Source organism: Hymenobacter oligotrophus (assembly GCF_003574965.1).
Classification (GTDB): domain Bacteria; phylum Bacteroidota; class Bacteroidia; order Cytophagales; family Hymenobacteraceae; genus Solirubrum; species Solirubrum oligotrophum.
On sequence record NZ_CP032317.1, the window covers coordinates 2189434 to 2212929 of the forward strand.

General features: G+C 59.7%; 22 protein-coding genes and 1 tRNA gene. 13 read left to right on the forward strand and 10 right to left on the reverse strand.

Annotated features, from left to right (window positions below; all coding sequences use genetic code 11):
* The first annotated feature begins 146 nt into the window (after positions 1-146).
* Positions 147-1592: a pyruvate kinase gene (pyk, locus tag D3Y59_RS09340; protein ID WP_119444813.1), complete on the forward strand. Its 1446-nt coding sequence runs from the start codon at positions 147-149 to the stop codon at positions 1590-1592.
* A gap of 193 nt (positions 1593-1785) precedes the next feature.
* Here the strand turns inward: pyk and rpsT are convergent, their stop codons facing one another.
* Positions 1786-2043, reverse strand: a complete 258-nt coding sequence (rpsT, locus tag D3Y59_RS09345) for a 30S ribosomal protein S20 (protein WP_119444814.1) — start codon at positions 2041-2043, stop codon at positions 1786-1788.
* A gap of 179 nt (positions 2044-2222) precedes the next feature.
* Here rpsT and D3Y59_RS09350 point away from each other — a divergent pair, with 179 nt between their 5' ends.
* Positions 2223-3329: an MFS transporter gene (locus D3Y59_RS09350; protein ID WP_119444815.1), complete on the forward strand. Its 1107-nt coding sequence runs from the start codon at positions 2223-2225 to the stop codon at positions 3327-3329.
* A 40-nt stretch (positions 3330-3369) separates the two neighbouring features.
* On the opposite strand, the gene D3Y59_RS09355 is transcribed toward D3Y59_RS09350, so the two are convergent.
* Positions 3370-4134 (reverse strand): DUF4142 domain-containing protein, encoded by a 765-nt coding sequence (locus D3Y59_RS09355; RefSeq protein ID WP_162910664.1) that lies wholly within the window; start codon positions 4132-4134, stop codon positions 3370-3372.
* A 258-nt stretch (positions 4135-4392) separates the two neighbouring features.
* Between D3Y59_RS09355 and D3Y59_RS09360 the strand changes: the two genes are divergently transcribed.
* Positions 4393-5376: a YheT family hydrolase gene (locus tag D3Y59_RS09360; protein ID WP_119444817.1), complete on the forward strand. Its 984-nt coding sequence runs from the start codon at positions 4393-4395 to the stop codon at positions 5374-5376.
* Positions 5377-5430: 54 nt separating this feature from the next.
* Here the strand turns inward: D3Y59_RS09360 and rsmG are convergent, their stop codons facing one another.
* From rsmG to D3Y59_RS09375, 3 genes are all read right to left on the reverse strand, one after another.
* The gene (rsmG, locus tag D3Y59_RS09365) at positions 5431-6090 is read right to left on the reverse strand and encodes a 16S rRNA (guanine(527)-N(7))-methyltransferase RsmG (RefSeq protein WP_119444818.1); all 660 of its coding nucleotides are present in this window, start codon (positions 6088-6090) and stop codon (positions 5431-5433) included.
* Positions 6091-6280: 190 nt separating this feature from the next.
* Positions 6281-6904, reverse strand: a complete 624-nt coding sequence (locus tag D3Y59_RS09370) for an RNA polymerase sigma factor (RefSeq protein ID WP_059067497.1) — start codon at positions 6902-6904, stop codon at positions 6281-6283.
* The gene (locus tag D3Y59_RS09375) at positions 6895-8034 is read right to left on the reverse strand and encodes a glycosyltransferase (RefSeq protein ID WP_119444819.1); all 1140 of its coding nucleotides are present in this window, start codon (positions 8032-8034) and stop codon (positions 6895-6897) included. Before D3Y59_RS09375 ends, D3Y59_RS09370 begins: the two co-directional genes overlap by 10 nt.
* A gap of 243 nt (positions 8035-8277) precedes the next feature.
* Here D3Y59_RS09375 and tgt point away from each other — a divergent pair, with 243 nt between their 5' ends.
* From tgt to D3Y59_RS09390, 3 genes are all read left to right on the forward strand, one after another.
* Positions 8278-9408, forward strand: a complete 1131-nt coding sequence (tgt, locus tag D3Y59_RS09380) for a tRNA guanosine(34) transglycosylase Tgt (protein ID WP_119444820.1) — start codon at positions 8278-8280, stop codon at positions 9406-9408.
* Positions 9409-9493: 85 nt separating this feature from the next.
* Positions 9494-10573 (forward strand): LptF/LptG family permease, encoded by a 1080-nt coding sequence (locus D3Y59_RS09385; RefSeq protein ID WP_119444821.1) that lies wholly within the window; start codon positions 9494-9496, stop codon positions 10571-10573.
* A gap of 55 nt (positions 10574-10628) precedes the next feature.
* Positions 10629-11549, forward strand: coding sequence for a DMT family transporter (locus tag D3Y59_RS09390; protein ID WP_119444822.1), 921 nt, complete (start codon positions 10629-10631; stop codon positions 11547-11549).
* Here D3Y59_RS09390 and ispE read toward each other — a convergent pair.
* Positions 11511-12332 (reverse strand): 4-(cytidine 5'-diphospho)-2-C-methyl-D-erythritol kinase, encoded by an 822-nt coding sequence (gene ispE, locus D3Y59_RS09395; RefSeq protein WP_119444823.1) that lies wholly within the window; start codon positions 12330-12332, stop codon positions 11511-11513. The two genes, D3Y59_RS09390 and ispE, sit on opposite strands and share 39 nt — an antisense overlap.
* Before the next feature lie 99 nt (positions 12333-12431).
* Here ispE and D3Y59_RS09400 point away from each other — a divergent pair, with 99 nt between their 5' ends.
* From D3Y59_RS09400 to D3Y59_RS09410, 3 genes are all read left to right on the forward strand, one after another.
* The gene (locus tag D3Y59_RS09400) at positions 12432-13094 is read left to right on the forward strand and encodes a sugar transferase (protein ID WP_119444824.1); all 663 of its coding nucleotides are present in this window, start codon (positions 12432-12434) and stop codon (positions 13092-13094) included.
* Complete coding sequence (locus tag D3Y59_RS09405) at positions 13091-13786, forward strand: NeuD/PglB/VioB family sugar acetyltransferase (RefSeq protein ID WP_119444825.1); 696 nt, start codon at positions 13091-13093, stop codon at positions 13784-13786. The genes D3Y59_RS09400 and D3Y59_RS09405 overlap by 4 nt, the downstream gene beginning before the upstream one ends.
* Positions 13787-13922: 136 nt before the next feature.
* On the forward strand, positions 13923-15071 hold the full coding sequence (locus tag D3Y59_RS09410; RefSeq protein ID WP_119444826.1) for a DegT/DnrJ/EryC1/StrS family aminotransferase: 1149 nt from the start codon (positions 13923-13925) through the stop codon (positions 15069-15071).
* A gap of 105 nt (positions 15072-15176) precedes the next feature.
* Here D3Y59_RS09410 and D3Y59_RS09415 read toward each other — a convergent pair whose 3' ends face one another.
* The 3 genes from D3Y59_RS09415 to atpD form a co-directional block, all read right to left on the reverse strand.
* A complete protein-coding gene (locus D3Y59_RS09415; RefSeq protein ID WP_119444827.1) occupies positions 15177-16298 on the reverse strand; it encodes a trans-sulfuration enzyme family protein in 1122 nt (373 codons plus the stop codon).
* Positions 16299-16425: 127 nt separating this feature from the next.
* The gene (gene atpC / locus D3Y59_RS09420) at positions 16426-16671 is read right to left on the reverse strand and encodes an ATP synthase F1 subunit epsilon (RefSeq protein WP_119444828.1); all 246 of its coding nucleotides are present in this window, start codon (positions 16669-16671) and stop codon (positions 16426-16428) included.
* A 93-nt stretch (positions 16672-16764) separates the two neighbouring features.
* Complete coding sequence (atpD, locus tag D3Y59_RS09425; RefSeq protein WP_119444829.1) at positions 16765-18270, reverse strand: F0F1 ATP synthase subunit beta; 1506 nt, start codon at positions 18268-18270, stop codon at positions 16765-16767.
* Positions 18271-18524: 254 nt separating this feature from the next.
* Here atpD and D3Y59_RS09430 point away from each other — a divergent pair.
* From D3Y59_RS09430 to pth, 4 genes are all read left to right on the forward strand, one after another.
* Positions 18525-18600, forward strand: a tRNA-Gln gene (locus tag D3Y59_RS09430).
* 189 nt (positions 18601-18789) lie between these two features.
* Positions 18790-19719 (forward strand): ribose-phosphate pyrophosphokinase, encoded by a 930-nt coding sequence (locus tag D3Y59_RS09435; protein WP_119444830.1) that lies wholly within the window; start codon positions 18790-18792, stop codon positions 19717-19719.
* A gap of 196 nt (positions 19720-19915) precedes the next feature.
* Entirely contained in the window at positions 19916-20488 is a 573-nt protein-coding gene (locus tag D3Y59_RS09440) for a 50S ribosomal protein L25/general stress protein Ctc (protein ID WP_119444831.1), read from the forward strand.
* An 87-nt stretch (positions 20489-20575) separates the two neighbouring features.
* Positions 20576-21139 carry an aminoacyl-tRNA hydrolase gene (gene pth / locus D3Y59_RS09445; RefSeq protein ID WP_119444832.1) on the forward strand — a complete coding sequence of 188 codons (564 nt, stop codon included), beginning with the start codon at positions 20576-20578 and terminating at the stop codon, positions 21137-21139.
* A 142-nt stretch (positions 21140-21281) separates the two neighbouring features.
* Here pth and metG read toward each other — a convergent pair whose 3' ends face one another.
* Positions 21282-23342 (reverse strand): methionine--tRNA ligase, encoded by a 2061-nt coding sequence (metG, locus tag D3Y59_RS09450; RefSeq protein ID WP_262696947.1) that lies wholly within the window; start codon positions 23340-23342, stop codon positions 21282-21284.
* Positions 23343-23496 lie beyond the last annotated feature (154 nt).

Consider the following 23496-nt stretch of genomic DNA (forward strand, 5'->3'; position numbering starts at 1 on the left):
GGCAGCTACCTAGCGCGCATTTTTGCGTAACCACCTAGGGTTACAGTGCCGCCCGCCGCGAGACAGGAAGGTCCTTTGATTGCGCCCTAGGTCGGCAGATTAAATAAACGACGCAACAATCGCAGACGCACAACCCTTACCGATACATGGAAAATCGTCCTGGTTTTAACAAGACCAAAATTGTGGCCACCGTCGGACCGGCCTCTAACACCTACGACAAACTGGGCATGCTCATCCGCGAGGGCGTGGATGTGTTTCGCCTGAACTTTTCGCACGGCAAGCACGAAGAGCACCTGGCCGTAATCAACCTGGTGCGTCGCCTCAACAAGGATTTGCGCACGCACGTGGGCTTGTTGCAAGATTTGCAGGGTCCGAAAATCCGCCTGGGCGACGTGGAGGGCGGCTCGTTTGAAATAAAGGCCGGCGAGCAGATTACGCTGGTGTGCGGCGAAAAGGAAATTAGCCGCCCGGGCCGCATCAGCACGATTTACCTAGGGCTGGCGCGCGACGTGAAGCCCGGTGACATGATCCTGATCGACGATGGCAAGTTGGAGTTGCGCGTGCTCACGACCGACCGCGAAAAGGAAGTGCTCTGCGAGGTAATCTACGGCGGCACCGTAAAACCGCGCAAAGGCATCAACCTGCCCGACTCAAACGTATCGGCCCCGTCGATGACCGAGAAGGACATCGAAGACCTGAAGTTTGGCCTCGAAAACGACGTCGACTGGATTGCGCTTTCGTTTGCCCGCCGCGCCGAAGACATCCGCTTCATCAAGCAGATCATCGCTGAGAGCGGCAAGCAGGCGCGCGTAGTGGCCAAAATCGAGACGCCCGAGGCCCTGCGCAACATCGACGAAATTATTGCCCTAACCGACGCCGTAATGGTGGCCCGCGGCGACCTAGGCGTGGAAATTAAGGCCGAGGAGGTGCCGATGGCGCAGAAGATGATCATCCAGAAATGCAACCGCGCCGGCAAGCCCGTGATTGTGGCCACGCAGATGATGGAGAGCATGATCGTGAACCCGCGCCCCACCCGCGCCGAAACCAACGACGTGGCCAACGCCGTGCTCGACGGCGCCGACGCCGTAATGCTGTCGGCCGAAACCGCCGTGGGCGCTTACCCGGCCGAGGTGATCCGCTCGATGGGAGGCACCATCCGGAGCGCCGAAGAGCACCCCGGCCTGTACCACCGCGAGTTTGCCGCCGGCGACCCTCTTGCTGCCCCCGATACCTACTACACCAACAGCGTACTAGCAGCGGCCTGCAGCCTGGCCCGCGCCACCGGTGCGCAGGCCATTGTAGGCATGACGCACAAGGGCTACACGGCGTATCAACTCTCGAAGTACCGCCCGCAAGCCAACATCTTCGTGTTCACCGACAACCGCGCCATCCTCACGCAGCTGAGCCTGGCCTGGGGCGTGCGCGGCTTTTACTACGACCGTTTTGTGAGCACCGACACCACCATTGCCGACATCAAGTACGTGCTAATGACCACCGGCCACATCGCCAAAGGCGACGTGTTTATCAGCACCGCCTCGATGCCCATCAACGAGAAAGGCAAAGCCAACATGATTAAGCTGAGCACCGTGTAAGCCACGCCGCTGAGTTGCAAAAAGCCCGCGCAGCAACGGCTGCGCGGGCTTTTTGCTTTCAAGGGCTGCCGGGCAGTTGTCTCCCGGTTGGCACCTAGGGCACACGGGCCAGCTCGGCCGTAGCCCAAAGCGTAAAGGCCCCGCGCTCGTAAGCACGGGGCCTTTAGCAAGAACTACAACGTAATCCGTTGGCTTAGGCAGCCAGCTTATTTACGTACTTAGCCAGGCTCGACTTGTTGTTAGCCGCCTTGTTCTTGTGGATGATGTTCTTCTTGGCCAGACGATCCAGCATCGACGATACTTTCTTCAGGAGCTCTTGGGCTTCCGAAGCGTCGGTGGTAGCACGCAGCTTCTTAACGGCCGTGCGGGTCGATTTGGCCTGGTAACGGTTCAACACGCGCTTGGCTTCGTTCGAGCGGATGCGCTTCAGAGCCGACTTATGATTTGCCATGATGCGGAAAGCGAAAAAAACAGATGTTCTGTCGAGGTTCTAGTCAATTGGGTTGGCAAAGGTAGATATTCGGAGCGAGAATGTCAAACAGCTGGCAAATAAATGCCTGCAAAGCCCTGCCATCGGCCGCGCTGGCTGCCGCACCGGCGCTTTGCAAGCCCCTACCCCCCCCCCGCCCCGTGCGTTTTCTGACCCGAACCATCTGGCTTCTGTCGCTGGTGAGCTTGTTGGCCGACTTGGCCAGCGAAATGCTATACCCAATTATGCCGCTGTACCTGCGCAGCATTGGTTTTTCGGTAGTGCTGATTGGGGCGCTGGAGGGCTTGGCCGAGGCCACGGCCGGGCTAAGCAAAGGCTATTTCGGGCAGTGGTCGGATCGGGTGGGGCGGCGCCTGCCGTTTGTGCGGTTGGGCTACGGCCTGAGCGCCCTCTCCAAACCTATGTTGGCGTGGTTGGCGGCGCCGTGGTGGATTTTTGTGGCCCGCACCACCGACCGCCTGGGCAAGGGTTTGCGCACCGGCGCCCGCGATGCGCTGCTTTCCGACGAAGCGGCGGCTCACCGTACCGGCGCCGTGTTCGGGTTTCACCGCGCTCTGGATACGCTCGGGGCGGTGCTGGGGCCCGTGGTAGCGTTGTGGTGGTTGGCTGCGCACCCCGGCCAATACCGCACGCTGTTTCTGCTGGCTTTTGTGCCCGGGGTATTGTCGGTGGGGGCTACGCTGCTGGTGCGGGAGCGGCCACAGGAGCCCTCGGGGCAACCGGTGCGCCCGTTTTGGGCCGCGTTTGGGTACTGGCACCGTGCGCCGCAGCAGTACCGGCAGGTGGTGGGCGTATATATTTTCTACAACGTGGTGTACGCCGCGGCAGCCTTCCCGATGGGTTTATTGGCCGACAAGGTGGGCCCGCGCCGCATGTTGGTGGCGGGCTTGCTGCTGTTTGCGGCGGCGTACGGCGGCATTGGGTACGCACGCGGGGGGTGGCTGGTCGGCGGCTTGTTCGGGCTTTATGGGCTCTACGCCGCAGCCACCGAGGGCGTCAGCAAAGCCTGGGTTAGCGGGCTTTGTACCCCCACCGACAAGGGCGCCGCCCTAGGTACTTTTGCCGGCCTAAGCAGTTTGGCAGCGCTCGGGGCCAGTGCCCTCACGGGATTGTTGTGGCAGCAGTTCGGCTCGCGGGCAGCTTTTGGCACCTCAGCGGCCGTGGCGGTGGTAGTAGCGATTCTGCTGGCGCTGCTGCCTGCTGCGGCACAAAAAAGCCCCGGCCTGCCAGAGCATACCGGGGCATAGGAAACACCGCGCAGTACGCGGCCACGCGCTTGCGCCAACCTCAGTCAACTTTCTTCTCTACCTCGTCGGCCATTTTTTGGTGCGAGTTCAGCATGGGCAACGTTTTCATGGCCAAAGCTTTTACCGAGGGCGTGCTGGCTTGCTTGGATTTGGCTTCGAACATGGCAATATCGAGGCGGTGGGCCGTTTCCATGGCGTCCATGTAGGCTTCGTCGAAAGCCTTGCCGGTTTTGCCCGCTACTTTATCGGCCAAGGCTTGGTGCACGGGCATCAGGGCGGTGGGCAAAGTCACGTTCAGCGGAGTTGCTACTGTTTTCAGCTCCTGCGTGGCTTTGGTGTGGTGGTCTTTCATCATCTGCCCGTACTTTTTCACGTCGGCGTTTGCCGATTGCTGCGTGGCCATTTGGCCAAGCTGAATTTCGAGCATGTTGCTGCTGGCAGCCGTCATCAGAAACGTGGGGTCGTCCATGCTGGCGAAGGTGGCCGCAAAGGCATTGATATCGGCAGCGCCGGTACCGCCCACGGGAGCCGAGCTGGCCGTGCTGCCGCTTACGTTCATGGAGCCCGAGCTAACGCCGGTGCCCGATACGCTGCTGCTGGTGCCTACCGACGAGGTGTTCATGGAGCCCGAACCCGACGTGCCGGGGCTGGTTGAGCTACCCGAAGTCATGCCGCTGCTGGCGTCGTTGGTAACCGTGCTGCCCGAGGTGCTCGAGCCGGTGGTGCCCGTAGTAGAAGTCGAACTGCTGCATGCGCTGCCAAGCACCACGGCCACCGCTACCAGAAAAAAGGACGTTGTTTTCATTGTTTTCATAGTTAGCGTTTAGGTTGTCAGGCAGTTATACGCTCTGTGCATTCGGCTGTTCGAAACTTTGCGCGCACTGTTGTGCTTCTACTCAAGTACATACAAAGATTTGCTGACCAATTGGTTACCTCCCCGGTCACCCAGCGCGGCCATACCACCTAGGGCCGAAGCACGCAGAACGCCGCAATTAGTATGCATGCCTAAAACTTGCGTACCTTCCAGAAACCCGCATTTCTTCATCCTTAACTGCTTGCCGCGATGCCGATCATAGCCAACTCCCGCTACCGGCCGCCTTTTTACCTTTTCAACGGCCACCTGCAAACCATTGTGCCCAGCTTGCTGCGCGAAGTGCCCGAGGTGCAGTACCAGCGCCAGCGCGTCGAAACGCCCGACGGCGACTTCCTGGACTTGGATTGGGCGCGCACCGAGCACGTTACCGATGCGCTGGGCATTGTTTCGCACGGGCTCGAAGGCGACGCTGGCCGGCCTTACGTGCGCGGCATGGCGCGTGCGCTCAACCAAGCCGGCATCGATGCGCTGGCCTGGAACTACCGCAGCTGCAGCGGCGAGCCCAACCGCTTGCTGCGCGCTTACCACCTAGGCGACACCGACGACCTGCACTTTGTGGTGCAGCAGGCCTTGGCCACGGGCCGGTACCGCCGCGTGTTCCTGACGGGCTTTTCGGCGGGCGGCAACATGACGCTGAAGTACCTAGGCGAAGACGCTGGGCGCATTCCGCAAGAGGTAAAGCGCGCGGCCGTATTTTCGGTACCCACCGATCTGAAGGCCGGCTCGGAGCACATTTCGCGCCTGCAAAACCGCATTTACCTTAACCGCTTCCTGAAGTCGCTGCGGCAAAAAATTCGGACCAAAGCCGAGCTGCTGCCCGGACAACTCGACCTCGAAGGCTTGGAAGAGTTGAGCGACTTTTTGCAGTTCGACAACCGTTTTACGGCGCCCTTGCACGGTTTCAAATCGGCCGACGAGTACTACGAGCATAGCAGCTCGGGCCGCTACCTCGATGGCATTCGGATTCCGACGCTGATTGTAAACGCCCAAAACGACCCGTTTTTGCCGGCCACTTGCTTTCCGCGCGAGGCGGCCGAACGCAGCCCCTACGTATTTCTGGAAACGCCCGAAGCCGGCGGCCACGTGGGTTTTGCCGAAGGCCTCCCCTCCGACGGCGCCTATTACTCCGAGCGCCGGGCCGTGGAATTTCTGACGGCCCAAGTACCGGCCTAACAGCAAAGCGGCGCGGAGTAAGACCTCCGCGCCGCTTTGTTTACTGGTTGTTGGCTATACGTTGTTGGTGCGTTTGCCTTTCGATATGGCTTTGTTGGCGGGCACAAACACCACCTTCTTCGTGTCAAAGAACTCCTCCTCGAAGAAGTCGCTTAGGTTGGTTACCGTGGCTACCAACCCCGATTCCTCGATTTCCTCCGTCAAGTCGCCGCCCTTCAGGTAGTACAAGCCGTGCGACTCGTCGGTGCTGGCGGTAGCGGTATACCGTTGCGCAATCCAGGGGTGAAAGTTGGCCAGGCGCGTAACGGCGCGGCTCACTACAAAGTCGAACTTCGAGCGCACTTGCTCCGCCCGCACCTGCTCGGCCGTAACGTTGTGCAGCTTCAAGGCGTGGGCCATATCCTGCACGGCCTTAATCTTTTTGCCGATGCTGTCAATAAGGTGAAACTCTACCTCCGGAAACAGAATGGCCAACGGCAAACCAGGCAACCCGCCACCCGTGCCCACATCGAGCACCGTGCTGCCTGCCGGAAACTGCACCGCCTTGGCAATACCTAGGGAGTGCAGAAAGTGGCGTTCGGCCAAGTTATCCACATCGGTGCGGGCAATCAGGTTTACGCGCTCGTTCCAACCGCGGAACTCGTGGTCGAGCTGCTGAAACTGCTCGCGCTGGCGCGGCGTGAGGTCGGGGAAATAGCGGAAGAGGATATCCATTGTAGGGCAAAGGTAGCGCGTAGGCGGCACGGCTGTAGCGCGGACTTCAGTCCGCGTTTGCCAGAACAATGGTTGCGCGCGGAACTGCCCTGACGCTTGTCGTTCACGCAAACGCGGACTGAAGTCTGCGCTACAAACAACGAAGCCCCGCCTAGGTGGCGGGGCTTCGATTTTAGTTAGGCAGCAAGCACTAGATGATTTCCTTCTTGTTCTTCACCATGTCGTAGAGCAACTCGCGGGCGCGGTGCAGCTGGGCCTTTACGGTACCTAGGGGCGCTTTCAGCTCCTGGGCAATTTCTTCGTAGCTCAGCTCGTCGAAATAGCGCAGGGTTACGAGGCGCTGGTACTTATCGGGCAGCCGCGATACCACGTGCTGCATGATTTCGATTTTCTGGTTCTTGATGGCCGTTTCGGCAGGGTTCAAGTTGTTGTCGCGGAAATCGATGGTGATTTCGTCGCCGTTGTCAATCTTGATGGCCGAGTCAATCGACATCGTCTTGATTTTATTCTTGCGAATAAAGTCGATGCAGTTGTTGGTGGCGATGCGGAAAAGCCAGGTACTGAAGGCGTACTCGGGGTTAAACTTATGCAGGTTGCGGAACGCCTTGGCAAAAGCCTCGATGGTGAGGTCTTCGGCATCGTCGGGGTTGCGCACCATTTTAAGCACCACGTGGTACACGGGTTTCTTATAAATCTGCATCAGTTCGGCATACGCCTTCTCGTCGGCCTGCTCCACGGCTGCGCGGATAAGCTTGAAGTCGTGCTTGGCTTTGGCCGAGAACTGCTTCTGGAGGTCCTGATTGTTTACTTCCATCGGGAGGGGTTGCGGTAGAGCACTAACGAGGCTGTCAGGAGAAAGTAGGCAAAAAAATACCCCGCATCCAGCGCCGGGAACAACCACAGCGGTTGCCGGTCGTGGAGGCGGCGGCTGGCCTGCGCGTACGTAGCAAGTGCTGTCGAGGTTCGGACAACCCATGCCCCTGCAAGCGCTACCCATTCAGGATCAGGCACTACAAATGCCGCCAGAGTTGCGAGATAAAATAAGCCGTTGGCTAAGATAAAGGTTCCAATCCGAAGTCGGTCGGCAAATCGGTACCGATTGCCGGCGGCCATGTGGCGGCGCTTCTGGTGCCACCACTCCCGCCAGGTGGTTGGGGCGAGGCTCAGGGTTTGCGCTTCGGCCGCCGTAACGACGGCCGCTTGCCGCCCAAGTTGCACGGCATCCTGCACCAGCAAATCATCGTCGCCGCTGAGCTGCCTGATGTGCGAAGCGAAGCCTTTGGTGGCCATAAAGGTTTGCTTGGTGTAGGCCAGGTTGCGGCCCACGCCCATGTAAGGCAGGCCGCGTTCGGCAAAGCCTAGGTACTGCAAGCCGGTCAGCAGCGTTTCGAAGCGCACGAGTTTGTTCAGCAGCCCGGGGGCCTCGGCGTAGGGCCCGTAGCCCAGCACCAAATCGGCGCCTGTATCGAAGCCGCGCGCCATGTGGCGCAGCCACTGGTACGAGGTGGGCACGCAGTCGGCGTCGGTGAAGAGCAGGTACGGGTAACGGGCCACCTTAACACCTAGGGTGAGGGCATACTTTTTGGGAGCCAGGTTGTTGGGCGTGCGCTCCACGGTCACGAGGCGCACGTTGGGGTAGTACTGCGTGAGCTGCTGCGCGTATAGAACGGTTTCGTCGTCGGAGCGGTCGTCGATGAGCACTACCTCGAACCGCTCGTACTCCTGGTTAAGCAGCGCCGGCATTAGCTGCCGAAGCTGATCGGCCGCGTTGCGGGCCGCCACCACAATGGACACCGGATGCTCCGCTTCGTGGGCGGCGTCGGGCTCCTGGGTTTCGGCTACGCGGCGGCGCCCAAACGGCCAGAAGTAATACACCGCATACCACAATTGCACCGCCACGCACAGCACAAGCAGCCAGGAAACGGGCGATAAGTGAAAAGGCAAGGCAGGTGCGGGGTTAGTGGTATTCGGCGGGCAAAAGTAGCCATTCCGAGGCGAGGCACGAACCGCCCATACGGGTTACCTTTGCGGCTTGTTTAGCCTGCGGCCGCAGGTGCCCACTTGTGCTGATGCCTTCGGCTGGATACCCCCGAGCAGCTTGCCTGCCAACTGCCTGAGCTGTTGGTGGTGCCGGCACCTAGGGATGGTGCACTACTGGCGCCAGTACCGCTTGCCATTTTTCTTCGCATGACTTTCGACCTCGTCGCTCACGATCCGCAAACCAAAGCCCGCGCCGGTGTGCTCACCACCGACCACGGCACCATCCAGACGCCCATTTTTATGCCCGTGGGCACGGCGGGCTCGGTAAAAGCCGTGCACCAGCGCGAAGTCAAGGAGGACATCAACGCCCAAATTATTCTGGGCAATACCTACCACCTGTACCTGCGCCCCGGCCTCGATACGCTGCGGAAAGCCGGCGGCCTGCACAAGTTCAACGGCTGGGACAGGCCCATCCTGACCGACTCGGGCGGCTACCAGGTGTACTCGCTCAGCGAAACGCGCAAGATCAAAGAGGAAGGCGTGAAGTTCCGCTCGCACATCGACGGCTCGCACCACTTGTTCACGCCCGAGGGCGTAATGGACATTCAGCGCGTTATCGGGGCCGATATCATTATGGCGTTCGACGAATGCACGCCCTGGCCCTGCGAGTACGACTACGCCCGCAAGTCGATGGACATGACGCACCGCTGGCTGAAGCGCTGCATCGAGCGTATCGATAGCACCGAACCGCTCTACGGCTACGAGCAGCAGCTTTTTCCGATTGTGCAGGGCAGCACTTTCCGGGATTTGCGCAAGCAATCGGCCGAGTTTATTGCCGCGCAAGGCCGCGCCGGCAACGCCATTGGCGGCCTGAGCGTGGGCGAACCGGCCGAGCTGATGTACGAAATGACGGAGCTCTGCTGCGACATTTTGCCCGCCGACAAGCCGCGCTACCTGATGGGCGTGGGCACGCCGGCCAACATCCTGGAGAACATTGCCCTAGGTGTGGATATGTTCGACTGCGTGCTGCCCACCCGCAACGCCCGCAACGGCATGCTGTTCACCACGCAGGGCATCATCAACATCAAGAACAAGAAGTGGGAGCAGGACTTCTCCCCCATCGACGAAGAACTCGGTGGCTACGCCAGCACGTTCTACTCCAAATCGTACGTGCGCCATTTGTTTCACGCCAGCGAGTACCTGGCAGGGATGGTGTCCTCGGTGCACAACCTCACCTTCTATCTGTGGCTGGTGCGCAACGCCCGCGAGCAAATCCTGGCCGGCACCTTCCGCGAGTGGAAGGAGAAAATGGTGAAGCAGCTGATGGTAAGGCTATGAGTTTTCAGTTGTCAGTTTTTCGTTGTCCGTTCGTTCTGGCATCCATCACTGACAACCAACAACGATCAACTGACAACTAACCCGCATGCTCCGGCTCCTCGATAAATACGTCCTAGGTAAAATGCTCACCACCTTCATCTTCACAGTGGTGGTGCTGGTGATGGTGATATGCGTGATTGACTTCACGGAGAAAAACGACGACTTCATCAAGCACAACCTAGGGGCGGGCAAGATCATCACGGAGTATTACCTAAACCTATTCCCCTACTACGCCAACCTGCTCTCGCCCATCACGGTGTTTATTGCTACGGTGCTGGTTACGGCGCGGTTGGCGGCTCGCACCGAGATTGTGGCCATTCTGGCCTCGGGCGTGAGTTTCCGGCGGTTTCTGCTGCCTTATGTTATGGGCGGCGGCATTATCGGGCTGGCCACGTTTGGGCTGATTGGCTGGGTTATTCCGCTGGCCAACAAACCGCGCGTGGCCTTCGAGCGGAAATACGTCAAGAACCCCTACCGTTTTCAGGGGCGCAACGTGCACATCAAAATTGGCCCGCAGCACTACGCTTACCTCGAGAGTTACGACAACGTGAGCAACGTGGGCTACCGTTTTGCGCTGGAAACCATTGAGGGTACCATGCTCAAGCGCCGCATGTCGGCCGAGGCCATCAGTTGGGACTCCACCAAAAAAGCCTGGCACCTTACGCCGCAGGTGGTGCGCACCATCAACGGCGACAAGGAAACCCTGAAGGTTTTTCCGGCCCGCGACACCACCCTGAACCTGTACCCTAAAGACTTCGCCAGCACTTTTAAGCTAGCCGAAACGCTTACCCTGCCCGAGCTGCAAAACCTGATTCAGGAGAAAGTAAACCGCGGCGCCAGCGACACCGAGATTTACCTGGTGGAGCGCGCCGAACGCTACGCCTACCCCTTCGCCATCGTTATCCTGACGGTGATTGGCGTAATCATGAGTGCCCGCAAATCGCGCACCGGCGTGGGCGGCCAAATTGCCCTAGGTTTCGTGCTGGCCTTCATCTACATCGGCTTTGTTATCCTGAGCCGCAACCTGGCTTTGGTGGGCGATATGCCGCCAATGCTGGCCGCCTGGGTGCCCAATATTGTGTTCACCAGCATCGGGCTGGTGCTCTATAAGTTTATTCCGCGCTAACCGCCAAGTGTCAGCCTGCGGCCCCAGGTTGCCGGCTGGCGCCATCCCCACCACCATGCTCAAAGACTACCTTCGCCTCCACTTTATCGTGTTTTTGTGGGGCTTTACGGCCATTCTGGGCAAGCTGATTTCGCTGCCGCCCGTGGAACTGGTGTTTTACCGCACACTCATTGCCTCGGTGGGCCTAGCCATTCTGCTGGTTTCGCGCAAGCAGGAATGGCGGGTATCGCGGGGGCAGGCGTTGCGGCTGTTGGGCGTGGGGGCAATGGTGGCCGTGCACTGGATTACCTTCTTTCTGGCGGCGCGGCTATCGTCGGTAAGCGTGTGTTTGGCCGGCATGGCTACGCTCGCACTCTGGACGTCGATACTGGAGCCGCTGATTTTGCGCAAGCGCTTCGAGGCCTACGAAATCGTGCTGGGCTTGGTGGCCATGGTCGGTTTGTACCTGGTGTCGCAAGCCGAGTTCGATCAACTACTTGGCCTAGGTGTAGCAGTGTTTTCGGCGGGCCTGAGTGCGTTGTTCAGCGTGTTCAATGCCAAGCTTACCAAGCAGCACCCGCCCTTGCGCTTAACATTTTACGAGATGAGCGGCGCTTGCCTGAGCATTGCCTTGTTCCTGATTGTCAGGCCGGGCTTTGGCGGCGAGCTGCCGCAACTCGCCCCTACCCTGCTCGACTGGTTGTGGCTGCTGATACTGGCCGGCGTATGCACTGTGTATGCGTTTTCTGCTTCGGTGGAGCTGCAGCAGCGCCTGTCGGCCTTTTCGCTCAACCTTACCGTGAACCTGGAGCCCGTGTACGGCATTGCCTTGGCTGTGCTCATCTTCGGTAGCCAGGAGAAAATGTCGACGGGCTTTTACCTCGGCACGGTCATTATCCTGTTGAGCGTGCTGGTGCACCCGGTTATCGACCAGTGGGTGCGCCGGCGCCGCGCGGCCTCACAGCTGCCCATCCCACACGAGGAAGTCGCCGGTTAAGGCCATGCTCGGCGGCAGCGGCTGCCCTGGCCACAACCCAAATACCGCCGACCCCGAGCCCGACAGGCTAGCGTAGGCGGCACCGGCAGCATAAAGCTGCTGCTTCAGCTCATCGAGCAGCGGATACCTAGGCGCCAGCGAGGCCTCAAAATCGTTTACCACCGTGTGGCGCCACGTTTCGATGGGGCCGCTGAGCGCCGTGCGCAAGTCGTGGGCGGGTGCTTTGGGCTTTACGCCCGCGTAGGCCTCGGCCGTGCTGATGTGCAGGTTGGGATAAATAACCTTGCAAGCCGTGCCCGCGAGTTGCGGCAACGGCAAGGGCGTTAGCTCGTCGCCGCGACCTAGGGCTAAGGCCGGTTGGTTGCGCACGAAGAAGGCACAATCCGAACCGAGGCGGCGGGCGTAGGCTTCCAGCTGGTCGTCGGTCAGCCCTAGGTCGAGCACCGTGTTCAGCGCCTTTAGGGCAAAGGCAGCATCGCCCGAACCACCACCTAGGCCGGCGCCAATGGGCACTACTTTGTGCAGGTGCATTTGCACGGCCGGCACCTCCGGAAAGTCGGCTTTTAGCAGCTCGTAGGCCCGAATGCACAGGTTGGTGGCCGGGTCGCCGGGGATGGGGCGGCCGGTAAGCGCCAGCGAGGTTTCGGCAGTGCTGGGCAGTACCTCCAGCGCATCGCACCACGGCAGCGGTACCATGGCGGTTTCGAGCGTATGAAAGCCATCGGGGCGGCGTTCGGTGATGTGCAGCCCTAGGTTGAGCTTGGCGTTGGGGAAGACGAGCATGGCCACAAAGCAACAACGCAGCAGCCATACCTGCACGCAATCGGCCCGATGAAAAGCTTGCGCGTAACTTGCACTGGGTTTTATCCGCACCCGCGCTGCATGTCTGCTTCTGCTGCATCTACTGGCTGGTACCGCACTTGGGGCAAACGCCTGCTCGATGTGCTGCTGGCCGCGCCGCTGCTACTGCTGGCGCTGCCAATACTGGCCGTTGCTGCCGTGTTGCTGAAGTGCCAGCCCGGAAGTGGCCGCGTACTGTTTCGGCACCAACGCCCGGGGTTGCACGGCCGCCTGTTTACGCTTTATAAGCTGCAAACCATGAAGGACGAGCGCGACGCCCAGGGCCAGTTATTACCCGATGCCCAGCGCCTCACGCGCCTAGGTCGCTGGCTGCGCGCTTCTTCCGTCGACGAGCTGCCCCAGCTCTGGAACGTGCTGCGCGGCGACATTAGCTTGGTAGGCCCACGCCCCTTATTGCCCGAGTATCTGCCACTTTACTCAGCTCTGCAGGCCCGCCGCCACGAGGTGCGCCCCGGCATTACGGGGTGGGCGCAGGTAAACGGCCGCAACGCCATCAGCTGGGAGCAAAAATTTGCCTTCGACGTGTGGTACGTCGAGCATCTCTCTTTTGCGCTCGATTTACGTATTCTAGGGCTGACTGCCGCCCGCGTGCTAGGTGCCAAAGGCATTTCGGCGCCCGGGCAAGCCACCACCGAAGCCTTCCGGGGCTCGGCCTCAAGCTCTTCCGATTCTCCTGCCGCATGACCCAGCTTTTCTTTTCTGAGTACGAAGACCCCGAGTTCACCGGCGTGCGGCCGCTCGTTATTGTTGGCGCGGGCGGCCTCGGCCGCGAAGTATTGCAGTTGGTGCGCCAGCTCAACGAAGTAGAGCAACGCTGGAACGTGCTGGGCTTTTACGACGATCAGCGGCCGGCCGAGGAGCGCGTGCACGAGCTGCCGTGGCTCGGTACCGTTGATGACCTGAACGCCACTGCCGACTCGGTGTACGTAGCCGTAGCCGTGGGCAGCAGCCGCAGCCGCGCCGCTGTAATCAGCCGCCTTACTTCGCCGCGCATTCATTTTGCCACGCTCGTGCACCCTTCGGTGCCGCTGCGCGCCTACCAACGCGTGCAGTTGGGCGCGGGCTGCATCATTTGCCAGGCCAGCATTCTTACCTGCGATATTCGCCTGGGCCGCCACGTGCTCGTCAACCTGGGCTGTACCATCGGCCACGATGCCGTGCTGGAGGATTTTTGCTCGCTGATGCCGCACGCCAACGTAGGCGGCGAGGCCTACCTCGAAACCGGCGTATACTTGGGCACCAACGCTACCGTTATCAACCAAGTGCGGGTTGGCGCCGAAGCGGTGGTAGGCGCCGGTGCCGTAGTGGTGCGCGATTTGCCGGCCCGCTGTACCGCCGTGGGCGTGCCGGCTTCCGTCATCAAGCAGCGCGTTTGACGCGGCAGCTAGCCAGCTACTTGCCAGCCGCCGCACGTACATCTTCCCACGCCACGGGGTTATTTTTGTCTGAATATTTCACTTTGGGCTGCGTTGCGCGGCTTTGCTTTTGGGGTTGTTCCCATGCCCTCCTTTTATGCGTAGCGACGAATACGACCGACTCTACCTTTCGCCGCCACACCTGGGCCGCCACGAGCTGAATTACCTACACAAGGCCATCGAGGACAATTGGGTAGCCCCCGTTGGTCCGAACATCGACGGCTTCGAGCGCGACATTTGCCAGTATACCGGTGCGCAGCATTGCGTAGCCCTGAACTCGGGCACGGCGGCAATTCACCTAGGGCTTCAGTTGCTCGGCGTAGGCCCCGGCGACGAAGTGCTAGTACCCTCCTTTACGTTTGTGGCCACGGCGAACCCCGTGCGCTACCTGGGCGCCGAGCCCGTTTTCATCGACAGCGAAACCGACACCTGGAATATATGCCCCGGCTTGCTGCGCGAGGCTCTAACCGAACGCAGTCGCAGAGGCCGCCTGCCCAAAGCCATTGTGCTAGTGCACCTCTACGGCATGCCGGCCCGCCTGCCCGAGTTGCTGGCCATTGCGGCCGAATTTGGGGTGCCAGTGCTCGAAGATGCAGCCGAAGCCCTAGGTTCGACGTTTCAGAAACAGCCCCTGGGCACCTTCGGAGCAGTAGGCATTTTCTCCTTCAACGGCAACAAAATTATTACCACCAGCGGCGGCGGCGCCTTGGTTACCAACAAAAGCGAGTGGGCTCAGCAGGCGCGTTGGCTCGCCACCCAAGCCCGCGACGCCGCTCCGCATTACCAGCACTCAGCCGTAGGCTACAACTACCGCCTCAGCAACCTGCTGGCCGGCATCGGCCGCGGACAGATGGGGCTAATCGAAGACCGGGTAAAGCGTCGGCGTGAGATTTATGCGCAATACTGCGAGCTGCTAAAGCCATTGCCAGCCGTTCAGGTTGGGCCGGCCGAATTGCCCAATGCCCGCGCCAACCGCTGGCTTACCACCATATTGCTGCGCCCCGAGCATACCAACCTGAGTCCCGAAGAAGTACGCCAGCACCTCGAAACCCACAACATCGAAGCGCGCCCGCTTTGGAAACCCCTGCACCTGCAGCCGCTATTTGCCGGCTGCGCAACCTACGGCGGCAGCGTTTGCGAAGACCTCTTCAACCGTGGCCTTTGCCTCCCATCCGGCTCTGCTATGACGGACGCCCACGTGCGCCGGGTGATAAGTGCCTTAAAAGAAATACTACCTGCTGGATAGTTTAAGACCTGAGGATTGGTCTATTAAGTTCAATGAGGGGTACAAAGCAAACGGGCCTGGCACAAAATGCCCGGCCCGTGGTATATAAACCTGTTCCGTTGCAACTTAGCTCAGGGCTTGCTCCAAATCAGCTATTAGCTCCTCAACCGGCTCAATACCCACCGACAAGCGTACCAGACCCACCGAAATACCTAGGGTCTCCTGCTGCTCCGGTGTTAGGTTGCGGTGCGAAGTACCTAGGGGGTACGACAACGACGAATCAACGCCGGCCAATGACGGTGCAAACGGGAAGCGCTTCACGCGGCGCATAAAGTCACTTACAGCCTCGGGGTCGTCATCGAGCTTGAAGGAAAGCATACCACCAAATAGGCCGTGCCCCTGCTCAGAGGCCACAGCATGTTGCTCGTGCTGGGGCAATCCGGGGTAGTACACAGCACGCACAGCCGGGTGCTGCTGCAACATCTTGGCAATGGCCAAAGCATTGTGGCTGTGTTCGCGCACGCGCAAGCGCAAGGTTTTCAGGCCGCGCACCGCCAACCAGCTTTCCATGGGGCTCAGCGTAAGCCCATAGATCATGGTGATTTGCCGCAGCCGAGCAGCCGTTTCGGCATCGGCCGCTACCGTTACACCGGCCGTCACGTCGCTGTGGCCCGATATGTACTTGGTAACGCTGTGCAGTGTAATGTCGGCCCCAAGGTCCAGCGGCTTAGTCAGAATGGGCGAGGCAAAGGTATTGTCTACCACCAGCTTGAGGTCGTGGCGGTGGCATTCGTCGGCCAGGCGGCGCAGGTCGGCTACGCGCAAGAGCGGGTTGCTGATGGTTTCGGCCAGCAGCAGGCGCGTGGTAGGCTGCACAAACTGCCCCAGGTTGTAGAGCTGCTCGAAGGGCACATAGGTTACGGTAATGCCCACGCGACTTAGCTCGGCATTCAGCAACGCCGACGAACCACCGTAGATATCCGCGGCGCACAACACATGGTCGCCGGCCCGGCAATAAGCCATCAGAGCCGCAAAGATGGTGGCCATGCCCGAGCCCGTTGCTACCGCTCCGGCCCCGCCCTCCAGCTTGTTCACGGCCTCGGCCAACTCATCGGAGTTGGGGTTGCCGTTGCGCGAGTACATGTAGCTGCTGCCGGGCTCCTGAAAGTACGTTTCCAGTTCAGTTAGGTCCTGGAACTTGAAAACGGACGTTTGATAGATGGGCGTGATTTTCGGGCGGATATCCATTAGGCAAATGTAACGCTGCCGGGCTTCTGGCAAGCAGTACCACCTAGGCCAAAAAACCTGGCAATGGCAACAAAACAAAAAGGCCTTTCTCGCTAGAGAAAGGCCTTCTGCATGTAAGTAAGTTGTACTACGCGAGTACCGACTCAGCCAGTACGGTTACGTTGTTGCGCAGCACCTCCACCACGCCGCCGCTCACCTGGAACGACTCGCGGCCGGTTGCGCTGATAACGCGCACCTCGCCCGCTTGCAACGCGCTGATCAGGGGCGCGTGGTTGTTGAGCACTTCAAACTGACCGGCAACACCCGGGAACACCGCCGAGGTAACTTCGCCCTCGAACACTTTCCGGTCCGGCGTGATGATTTCTAAACGCATGTTCGTTGTCAGTTTTAGTTGACAGTTGCCAGTGCCGGTCCGGACCTAGGGCCCGAACTCACTACCGACAACTGTCAACTGTCAACTAAAAGATTAGCGGGCCTCAGCCATCAGACGCTCGCCCTTGGCAACGGCATCCTCGATGGTGCCTACCAGGTTGAACGCAGCCTCGGGTAGGTGGTCGTACAGACCGTCGATGATGCCGTTGAAGCCTTTGATGGTGTCCTTGATGTCAACCAGTACGCCTTTCAGACCGGTAAACTGCTCCGCAACGTGGAAGGGCTGCGACAGGAAGCGCTGCACACGGCGTGCACGCGATACCACGAGCTTGTCTTCTTCCGAGAGTTCGTCCATACCCAAGATGGCGATGATGTCCTGCAGTTCTTTGTAGCGCTGCAGAATCTCTTTCACGCGCTGAGCGGTGTTGTAGTGCTCTTCGCCGATGATCGAAGCATCCAGGATACGCGAGGTCGAGTCGAGCGGGTCAACGGCCGGGTAGATGCCCAGCTCAGCGATTTTACGCGACAGTACCGTGGTAGCGTCCAAGTGAGCAAAGGTGGTAGCCGGAGCCGGGTCGGTCAAGTCGTCGGCAGGTACGTAAACGGCCTGTACCGAGGTAATCGAACCACGCTTCGTGGAGGTGATGCGCTCCTGCATGGCACCCATTTCGGTAGCCAGCGTGGGCTGGTAACCTACGGCCGACGGCATACGGCCCAGCAGAGCCGATACTTCCGAACCAGCTTGGGTGAAGCGGAAGATGTTGTCGATGAAGAACAAGATGTCGCGGCCGGCGCCGGTGCCGTCGCCGTCGCGGAAGTTCTCAGCAACCGTAAGGCCCGACAGGGCTACGCGGGCGCGGGCTCCGGGGGGCTCGTTCATTTGGCCGAACACGAAGGTGGCTTTCGAATCCTTCATGCCTTCCAGATCCACGGCGTCCAGTTTCCACTGGCCTTCTTCCATGCCGTGCTTAAACTCGTCGCCGTACTGTACGATGCCGGCTTCGATCATTTCGCGCAGTAGGTCGTTGCCCTCGCGGGTACGCTCGCCTACACCAGCAAACACCGACAGACCCGAGTAGGCCTTGGCGATGTTGTTGATGAGTTCCTGAATCAGTACGGTTTTGCCTACACCGGCACCACCAAACAGACCGATCTTACCACCCTTGGCGTAGGGCTCGATCAGGTCAATAACTTTGATACCCGTGTACAGTACCTCGGTGCTGGTCGAGAGGTCCTCGAAGCGCGGAGCCGAGCGGTGGATGGGCAGCGAGCCGGTGGCAGCCGGCTGGGGCAGGCCGTCGATGGCCTCGCCTACCACGTTGAACAGGCGGCCGAGTACGGCGTCGCCGGTCGGCATCTGAATCGGGGTGCCTAGGTCGCGCACTTCGGCGCCGCGGGTCAGACCGTCGGTCGAGTCCATGGCAATGGTACGCACACGGTCTTCGCCCAGGTGTTGCTGGCATTCCAGGATAACGCGCGTGCCGTTGTCCTTCACCACTTCGAGGGCGTCGAGGATGTTGGGAAGCTTAGAGCCTTCACCCGCGAAGCTCACGTCGACGACGGGGCCGATAACCTGGGTGATTTTGCCGGTATTCGCCATTGCAGTTCTTTATAAGGAGAATGAGAGCAGTTTCAGGCCGCAAAAGTACGGACCATTCGCTGCACGGGCAACCCTGCCTCCCGGCGAAAAAAATCAGAATCTTTTCTCGCTGAAAATCACTGCAAAAAGAGCCTTTTCGGCCCCAATAAGGCCTTTTTGCTGAAATTTTTTTTGAGGGAAAATTTGGAGGCAGCAAAAAGCTAGCTACATTTGCAAACCCAAACGGCACAACCACTGGTTACCGCAAGGGAAATTGTCCGATGGTGTAACTGGCAACACGCTTGATTTTGATTCAAGAAAGTCCAGGTTCGAGCCCTGGTCGGACAACCAACAAGGCGCTGGCCCCCTCTTCGGAGCGGAGCCGGCGCCTTTTGCGTTTTTCGGTTCCGGCAGATCGGCCCACGCGTTAGCCCTGGGTCAGGCGGGCAAGCGGCCCGGCACCCAAGTACCGCGTGTGCATCCGAATCTTGTCGGGCGCCGCTGTCTTGGTTTCGCTGTTTCGCTTATTTCCGTTCCCTCATGTCCTCGCAGGTTAAAATCTTCTCCGGTACTACGTCGCGCGCCGTAGCCGAAAAAATTGCCGCCGCCTACGGCCAGCCCCTCGGCGACCTCTCCATCCAGCGTTTCGCCGATTCTGAAATCGGGCCGAGCTTCAACGAAAGCGTGCGCGGTTGCGAGGTGTTCCTAATCCAAAGCACCTTCCCGCCCGCCGACAACCTGATGGAGTTGATGCTGATGGTAGATGCGGCCAAGCGCGCCTCGGCCTACAAAGTGAACGTGGTGATGCCCTACATGGGCTACACCCGGCAAGACCGCAAGGACAAACCCCGCGTGAGCATCGGCGCCAAAGTAGTAGCCGAGTTTATCCAGAGCGTGGGCACCTCGCGCCTGATGACCTGCGACCTGCACGCCGGCCAAATCCAAGGTTTCTTCGACATCCCCGTCGATCATCTTGACGGCTCCACCATCACGGCGCCTTACATCAAGTCGCTGAACCTGGAGAACCTCATCTTTGCCTCGCCCGACGTAGGGGGCGTGGTGCGCACCCGGGCCTTTGCTAAGAAGTTTGGGGCCGAAATTGTGGTGTGCGACAAAATGCGCCTGCGGGCCAACGAAATTGCCTCGATGCAGGTAATTGGCGACGTAACAGGCATGAACGTGGTGCTCGTGGACGACATCGTGGACACGGCCGGCACTGTTTGCAAAGCCGCCGACTTGCTGCTGGAGCGCGGCGCCGCCTCGGTGCGCGCCGTAATTACGCACCCTGTTCTCAGCGGCCCCGCGCACGAGCGCATCCGCAATTCGGCCTTGGTAGAGCTGATTACAACCGACACCATTCCGCTGCGCGAGGAAAACGAAAAGATCAAGGTGATTTCCGTAGCCGACCTCTTCGCCCGCGCCATCCACAACGTGGTATCCCACGAGTCCATCAGCTCGCTGTTTATATAGACCACATAGTAACCAAGGCCAGGGCTAGCCCTGGCCTTGGTTTATGCACAGGCTTTATTCCGCCTCATTTAAGCATTGGGCTTCCAAAATATAATTCTTCGCTGTACCTTTGCGGCCCCTTCGGCTGCTGTAGCCGGGCGGAACAGTTTCATTTCAAGGCCTTTAATTGGGCCACACTTTTTCAAACACCAGTATTATGAAAAGCCTGGAGATTGTAGGGTTTAAAAGAGCGAATCTCGGCAAGAAGGAAGCCAAGCGTCTGCGCAACGAGTCGTACGTACCCTGTGTAATGTACGGCGGCGAGACCCAAGTGCACTTCTACGTACCGGCCATCCTGTTCCGCGAGCTGCTGTACACCCCGGAGGTGCACATCGTTGATCTGAACATTGAAGGCGACCTGTACCGCGCCATCGTGCAGGACTCGCAGTTCCACCCCGTGAACGAAATGCTGCTGCACGTTGACTTCCTGCAGTTGCAAGACGGCAAAGAGGTGAAGATGGACGTGCCGGTTAAGTTTGTAGGCACCTCGCCCGGCGTTCAGCAGGGTGGCAAGCTGGTGGCCAAGCTGCGCAAGCTGAAAGTGAAGGCTACGGCCGAGAACCTGCCCGACTTCGTGGAGGTGAACATCTCGGACCTGGGCCTGGGCAAGTCGATCAAGGTAAGTAAGGTGGAAACCACCAACTACCAGATTCTGACCAACCCGCTGGCTCCGATTGCTACCGTGACCATCCCGCGTGGTCTGCGTGGCCAGCTGCAAGCCGAGAAATAGGTTTTTCGAGCTTTCGAATAAGAAAATCCTGCTTCGCCTCGGTGCGGAGCAGGATTTTTTACGTTTGTGCCCGCGTAACAACCTTCTATGAAATTTCTGATCCTTGGCTTGGGCAATATCGGCCCCGAGTACGCCGATACGCGCCACAACATCGGCTTCATGGTGCTCGATTACCTGGCTCAAAAACACGACGCCAAATTTGAGATTGGGCGGCACGCGTTCGTTGCCGAAATCAAGCACAAAGGCAAAACCTACGTGCTCGTAAAACCCACCACCTACATGAACCTGAGCGGCAAAGCCGCCGCGCACTACCTCTCCTCGCTAAAGCTGGAGAAAGAGCAGCTGCTGGTGGTGACAGACGACCTGGCCCTCCCCTTCGGCAAGCTGCGCCTCAAAGGCAAAGGCTCGGCCGGCGGGCACAACGGTCTCAAACACATTCAGGAAACCCTGGGCAGCGACGAGTACGCTCGCCTGCGCTTCGGCGTAGATGCCAACTTTCCGAAGGGCCGGCAGGTGGATTATGTGCTCAACCCGTTCTCGGCCGACGAGCAGATTGACCTGCCGCTGCGCGTAGAAAAGGCTGCCGAGGCCGTGCTGGCATTTGGTACCCTGGGGCTGGAGCGGACGATGAACTTGTACAACACCAAATAGGAGCGCATTGCACGCACCCGTTTCAACAACCTGTTTAACAATTGAAAGCCCGCTTCCTTTATCGAATGCGGGCTTTCCGTTTTTAAAGCGCCCAATGCCAATTACTCGGGCAAGTAGCAAGCCTGTGCGTGGCAATGCGCCCCTACGCCACAAACGAGCCAGGCCGCACGGGCTGGCCGGGCTGCATGAGGCGCAGCGAGCCGTCCACGTCTTCGGCCATCAGCAGCATGCCTTGGCTTTCGATGCCTTTGATTTCGCGCGGGGCGAGGTTCAGCAGCACCAATACTTGCTGACCTACCAGCGCCTCGGGCACAAAGTGCTCGGCAATGCCCGACACAATGGTGCGCTGGTCGAGGCCGGTGTCGACGGTGAGCTTCAGCAGCTTTTTGGTTTTGGCTACTTTCTCGGCGCTCAGGATGGTGCCCACGCGCAAATCCATGCGGCCGAACTCGTCGAACGACACGTTGTCTTTGGCGGCTGTTACGGGCGTGTTGGCCAGCTGATTGGCCACTTTGGTATCGAGCAACTTCTGCACCTGTGCCTCCACGGTTTTGTCTTCGATTTTGTCGAAGAGCAGCACGGCGTCGCCTAGGTGGTGGCCGGCGGGCAGCAGATCGGTAGCACCGGCCTGGGCCCAGGCCTGCCGCTCGATGCGCAACATGCTGCCTAGGTTGGCAGCTGCGGTGGGCAGGAAGGGCTCCATCAAGGTAACCAGGCTGGCGGCCAATTGCAGGGCTACGTGCAACACGGTACCGGTGCGCTCCTGATCGGTTTTCACCAGTTTCCAAGGCTCGGTGTCGGCCAGGTACTTGTTACCTAGGCGCGTGAGGTTCATCAGCTCGCTGAGGGCATCGCGGAAGCGGTACTGCTCAATCAGGTCGCCGATGCGCTTGGGAAACTCGGCCAGCTGGGCAAATACTTCGCGGTCGAGGTCGGTGAGCGGGCCTTTCACGGGCACATCGCCGCCGAAAAACTTGTGGGTAAGCACCACGGCGCGGTTCACGAAGTTGCCTAGGTTGGCAACCAGCTCGTTGTTGTTGCGGGCCTGAAAGTCTTTCCAGGTGAAGTCGTTGTCCTTGGTTTCGGGGGCGTTGGCGGCCAGCACGTAGCGCAGCACATCGGCTTTGCCGGGGAAATCCTGCAGGTACTCGTGCAGCCACACGGCCCAATTACGCGAGGTCGAAATCTTGTCGCCTTCAAGGTTGAGGAACTCGTTGGCGGGCACGTTGTCGGGTAGGATGAAGTCGCCGTGGGCCTTGAGCATCGCCGGGAAAATGATGCAGTGGAACACGATGTTGTCCTTGCCGATGAAGTGCACCAGCTTGGTGGTGGGGTCTTGCCAGTAGGGCTTCCAGGCGTCGCCGGGCAGCAAATCTTTGGTCGCCGAGATGTAGCCAATGGGCGCATCAAACCACACGTAGAGCACTTTGCCGTCGGCGCCGTCTACGGGCACGGGCACGCCCCAATCCAGGTCGCGGGTTACGGCGCGGGGCTGCAGGCCCTGGTCGATCCAGGATTTGCACTGGCCGTACACGTTGGTTTTCCAGTCTTGCTTGTGGCCCTCGATGATCCACTCGCGCAGCCACTGCTCGTACTGGTCGAGCGGCAGGTACCAGTGCTTGGTTTCGCGCAGCACGGGCTTGTTGCCCGAAAGCATCGACTTGGGGTTGATCAGCTCGGTGGGGCTCAGCGACGAGCCGCACCGCTCGCACTGGTCGCCGTAGGCGTTTTCGTTGGCGCAGGTGGGGCAAGTGCCCACGATGTAGCGGTCGGCCAGAAATTGCTGGGCCTGCTCGTCGTAGTACTGCTGCGACACCTGCTCCGTGAACTGCCCGGCTTCGTACATCTTCCGGAAGAAATCGGAAGCGGTTTGGCGGTGCGTGTCGTTGGAGGTGCGGGCGTAGATATCGAACGAGATGCCGAAATCCCGGAACGAGTCGCGGATGATGGCGTGGTATTTATCGACTACCTGCTGCGGCGTTACGCCTTCTTTCTGGGCCCGAATGGTGATGGGCACGCCGTGCTCATCGGAGCCGCACACGAACTTAACGTCGCGGCCTTGGGCGCGCAAATAGCGCGCGTAGATATCGGCCGGAATGTAGACGCCGGCCAAGTGGCCAATGTGTACGGGGCCGTTGGCATAGGGCAGCGCCGCCGTAATGGTGTAGCGCTGGGGCTGGGAGGTGATGGTCGGAGGGGTCATGCAGCTATGAAAGGCAGCCGGCACCTAGGGCCAGCCGATAGAGCTTCGTACGAAATCGAACGCGCAAAGAAACGGGGAAATGCGCAGTCTTCACCTCGTCGTTTTACGTATTAAGCGCACCCCTACCACGCCAAAGCAACTTTTCAGCCGTATG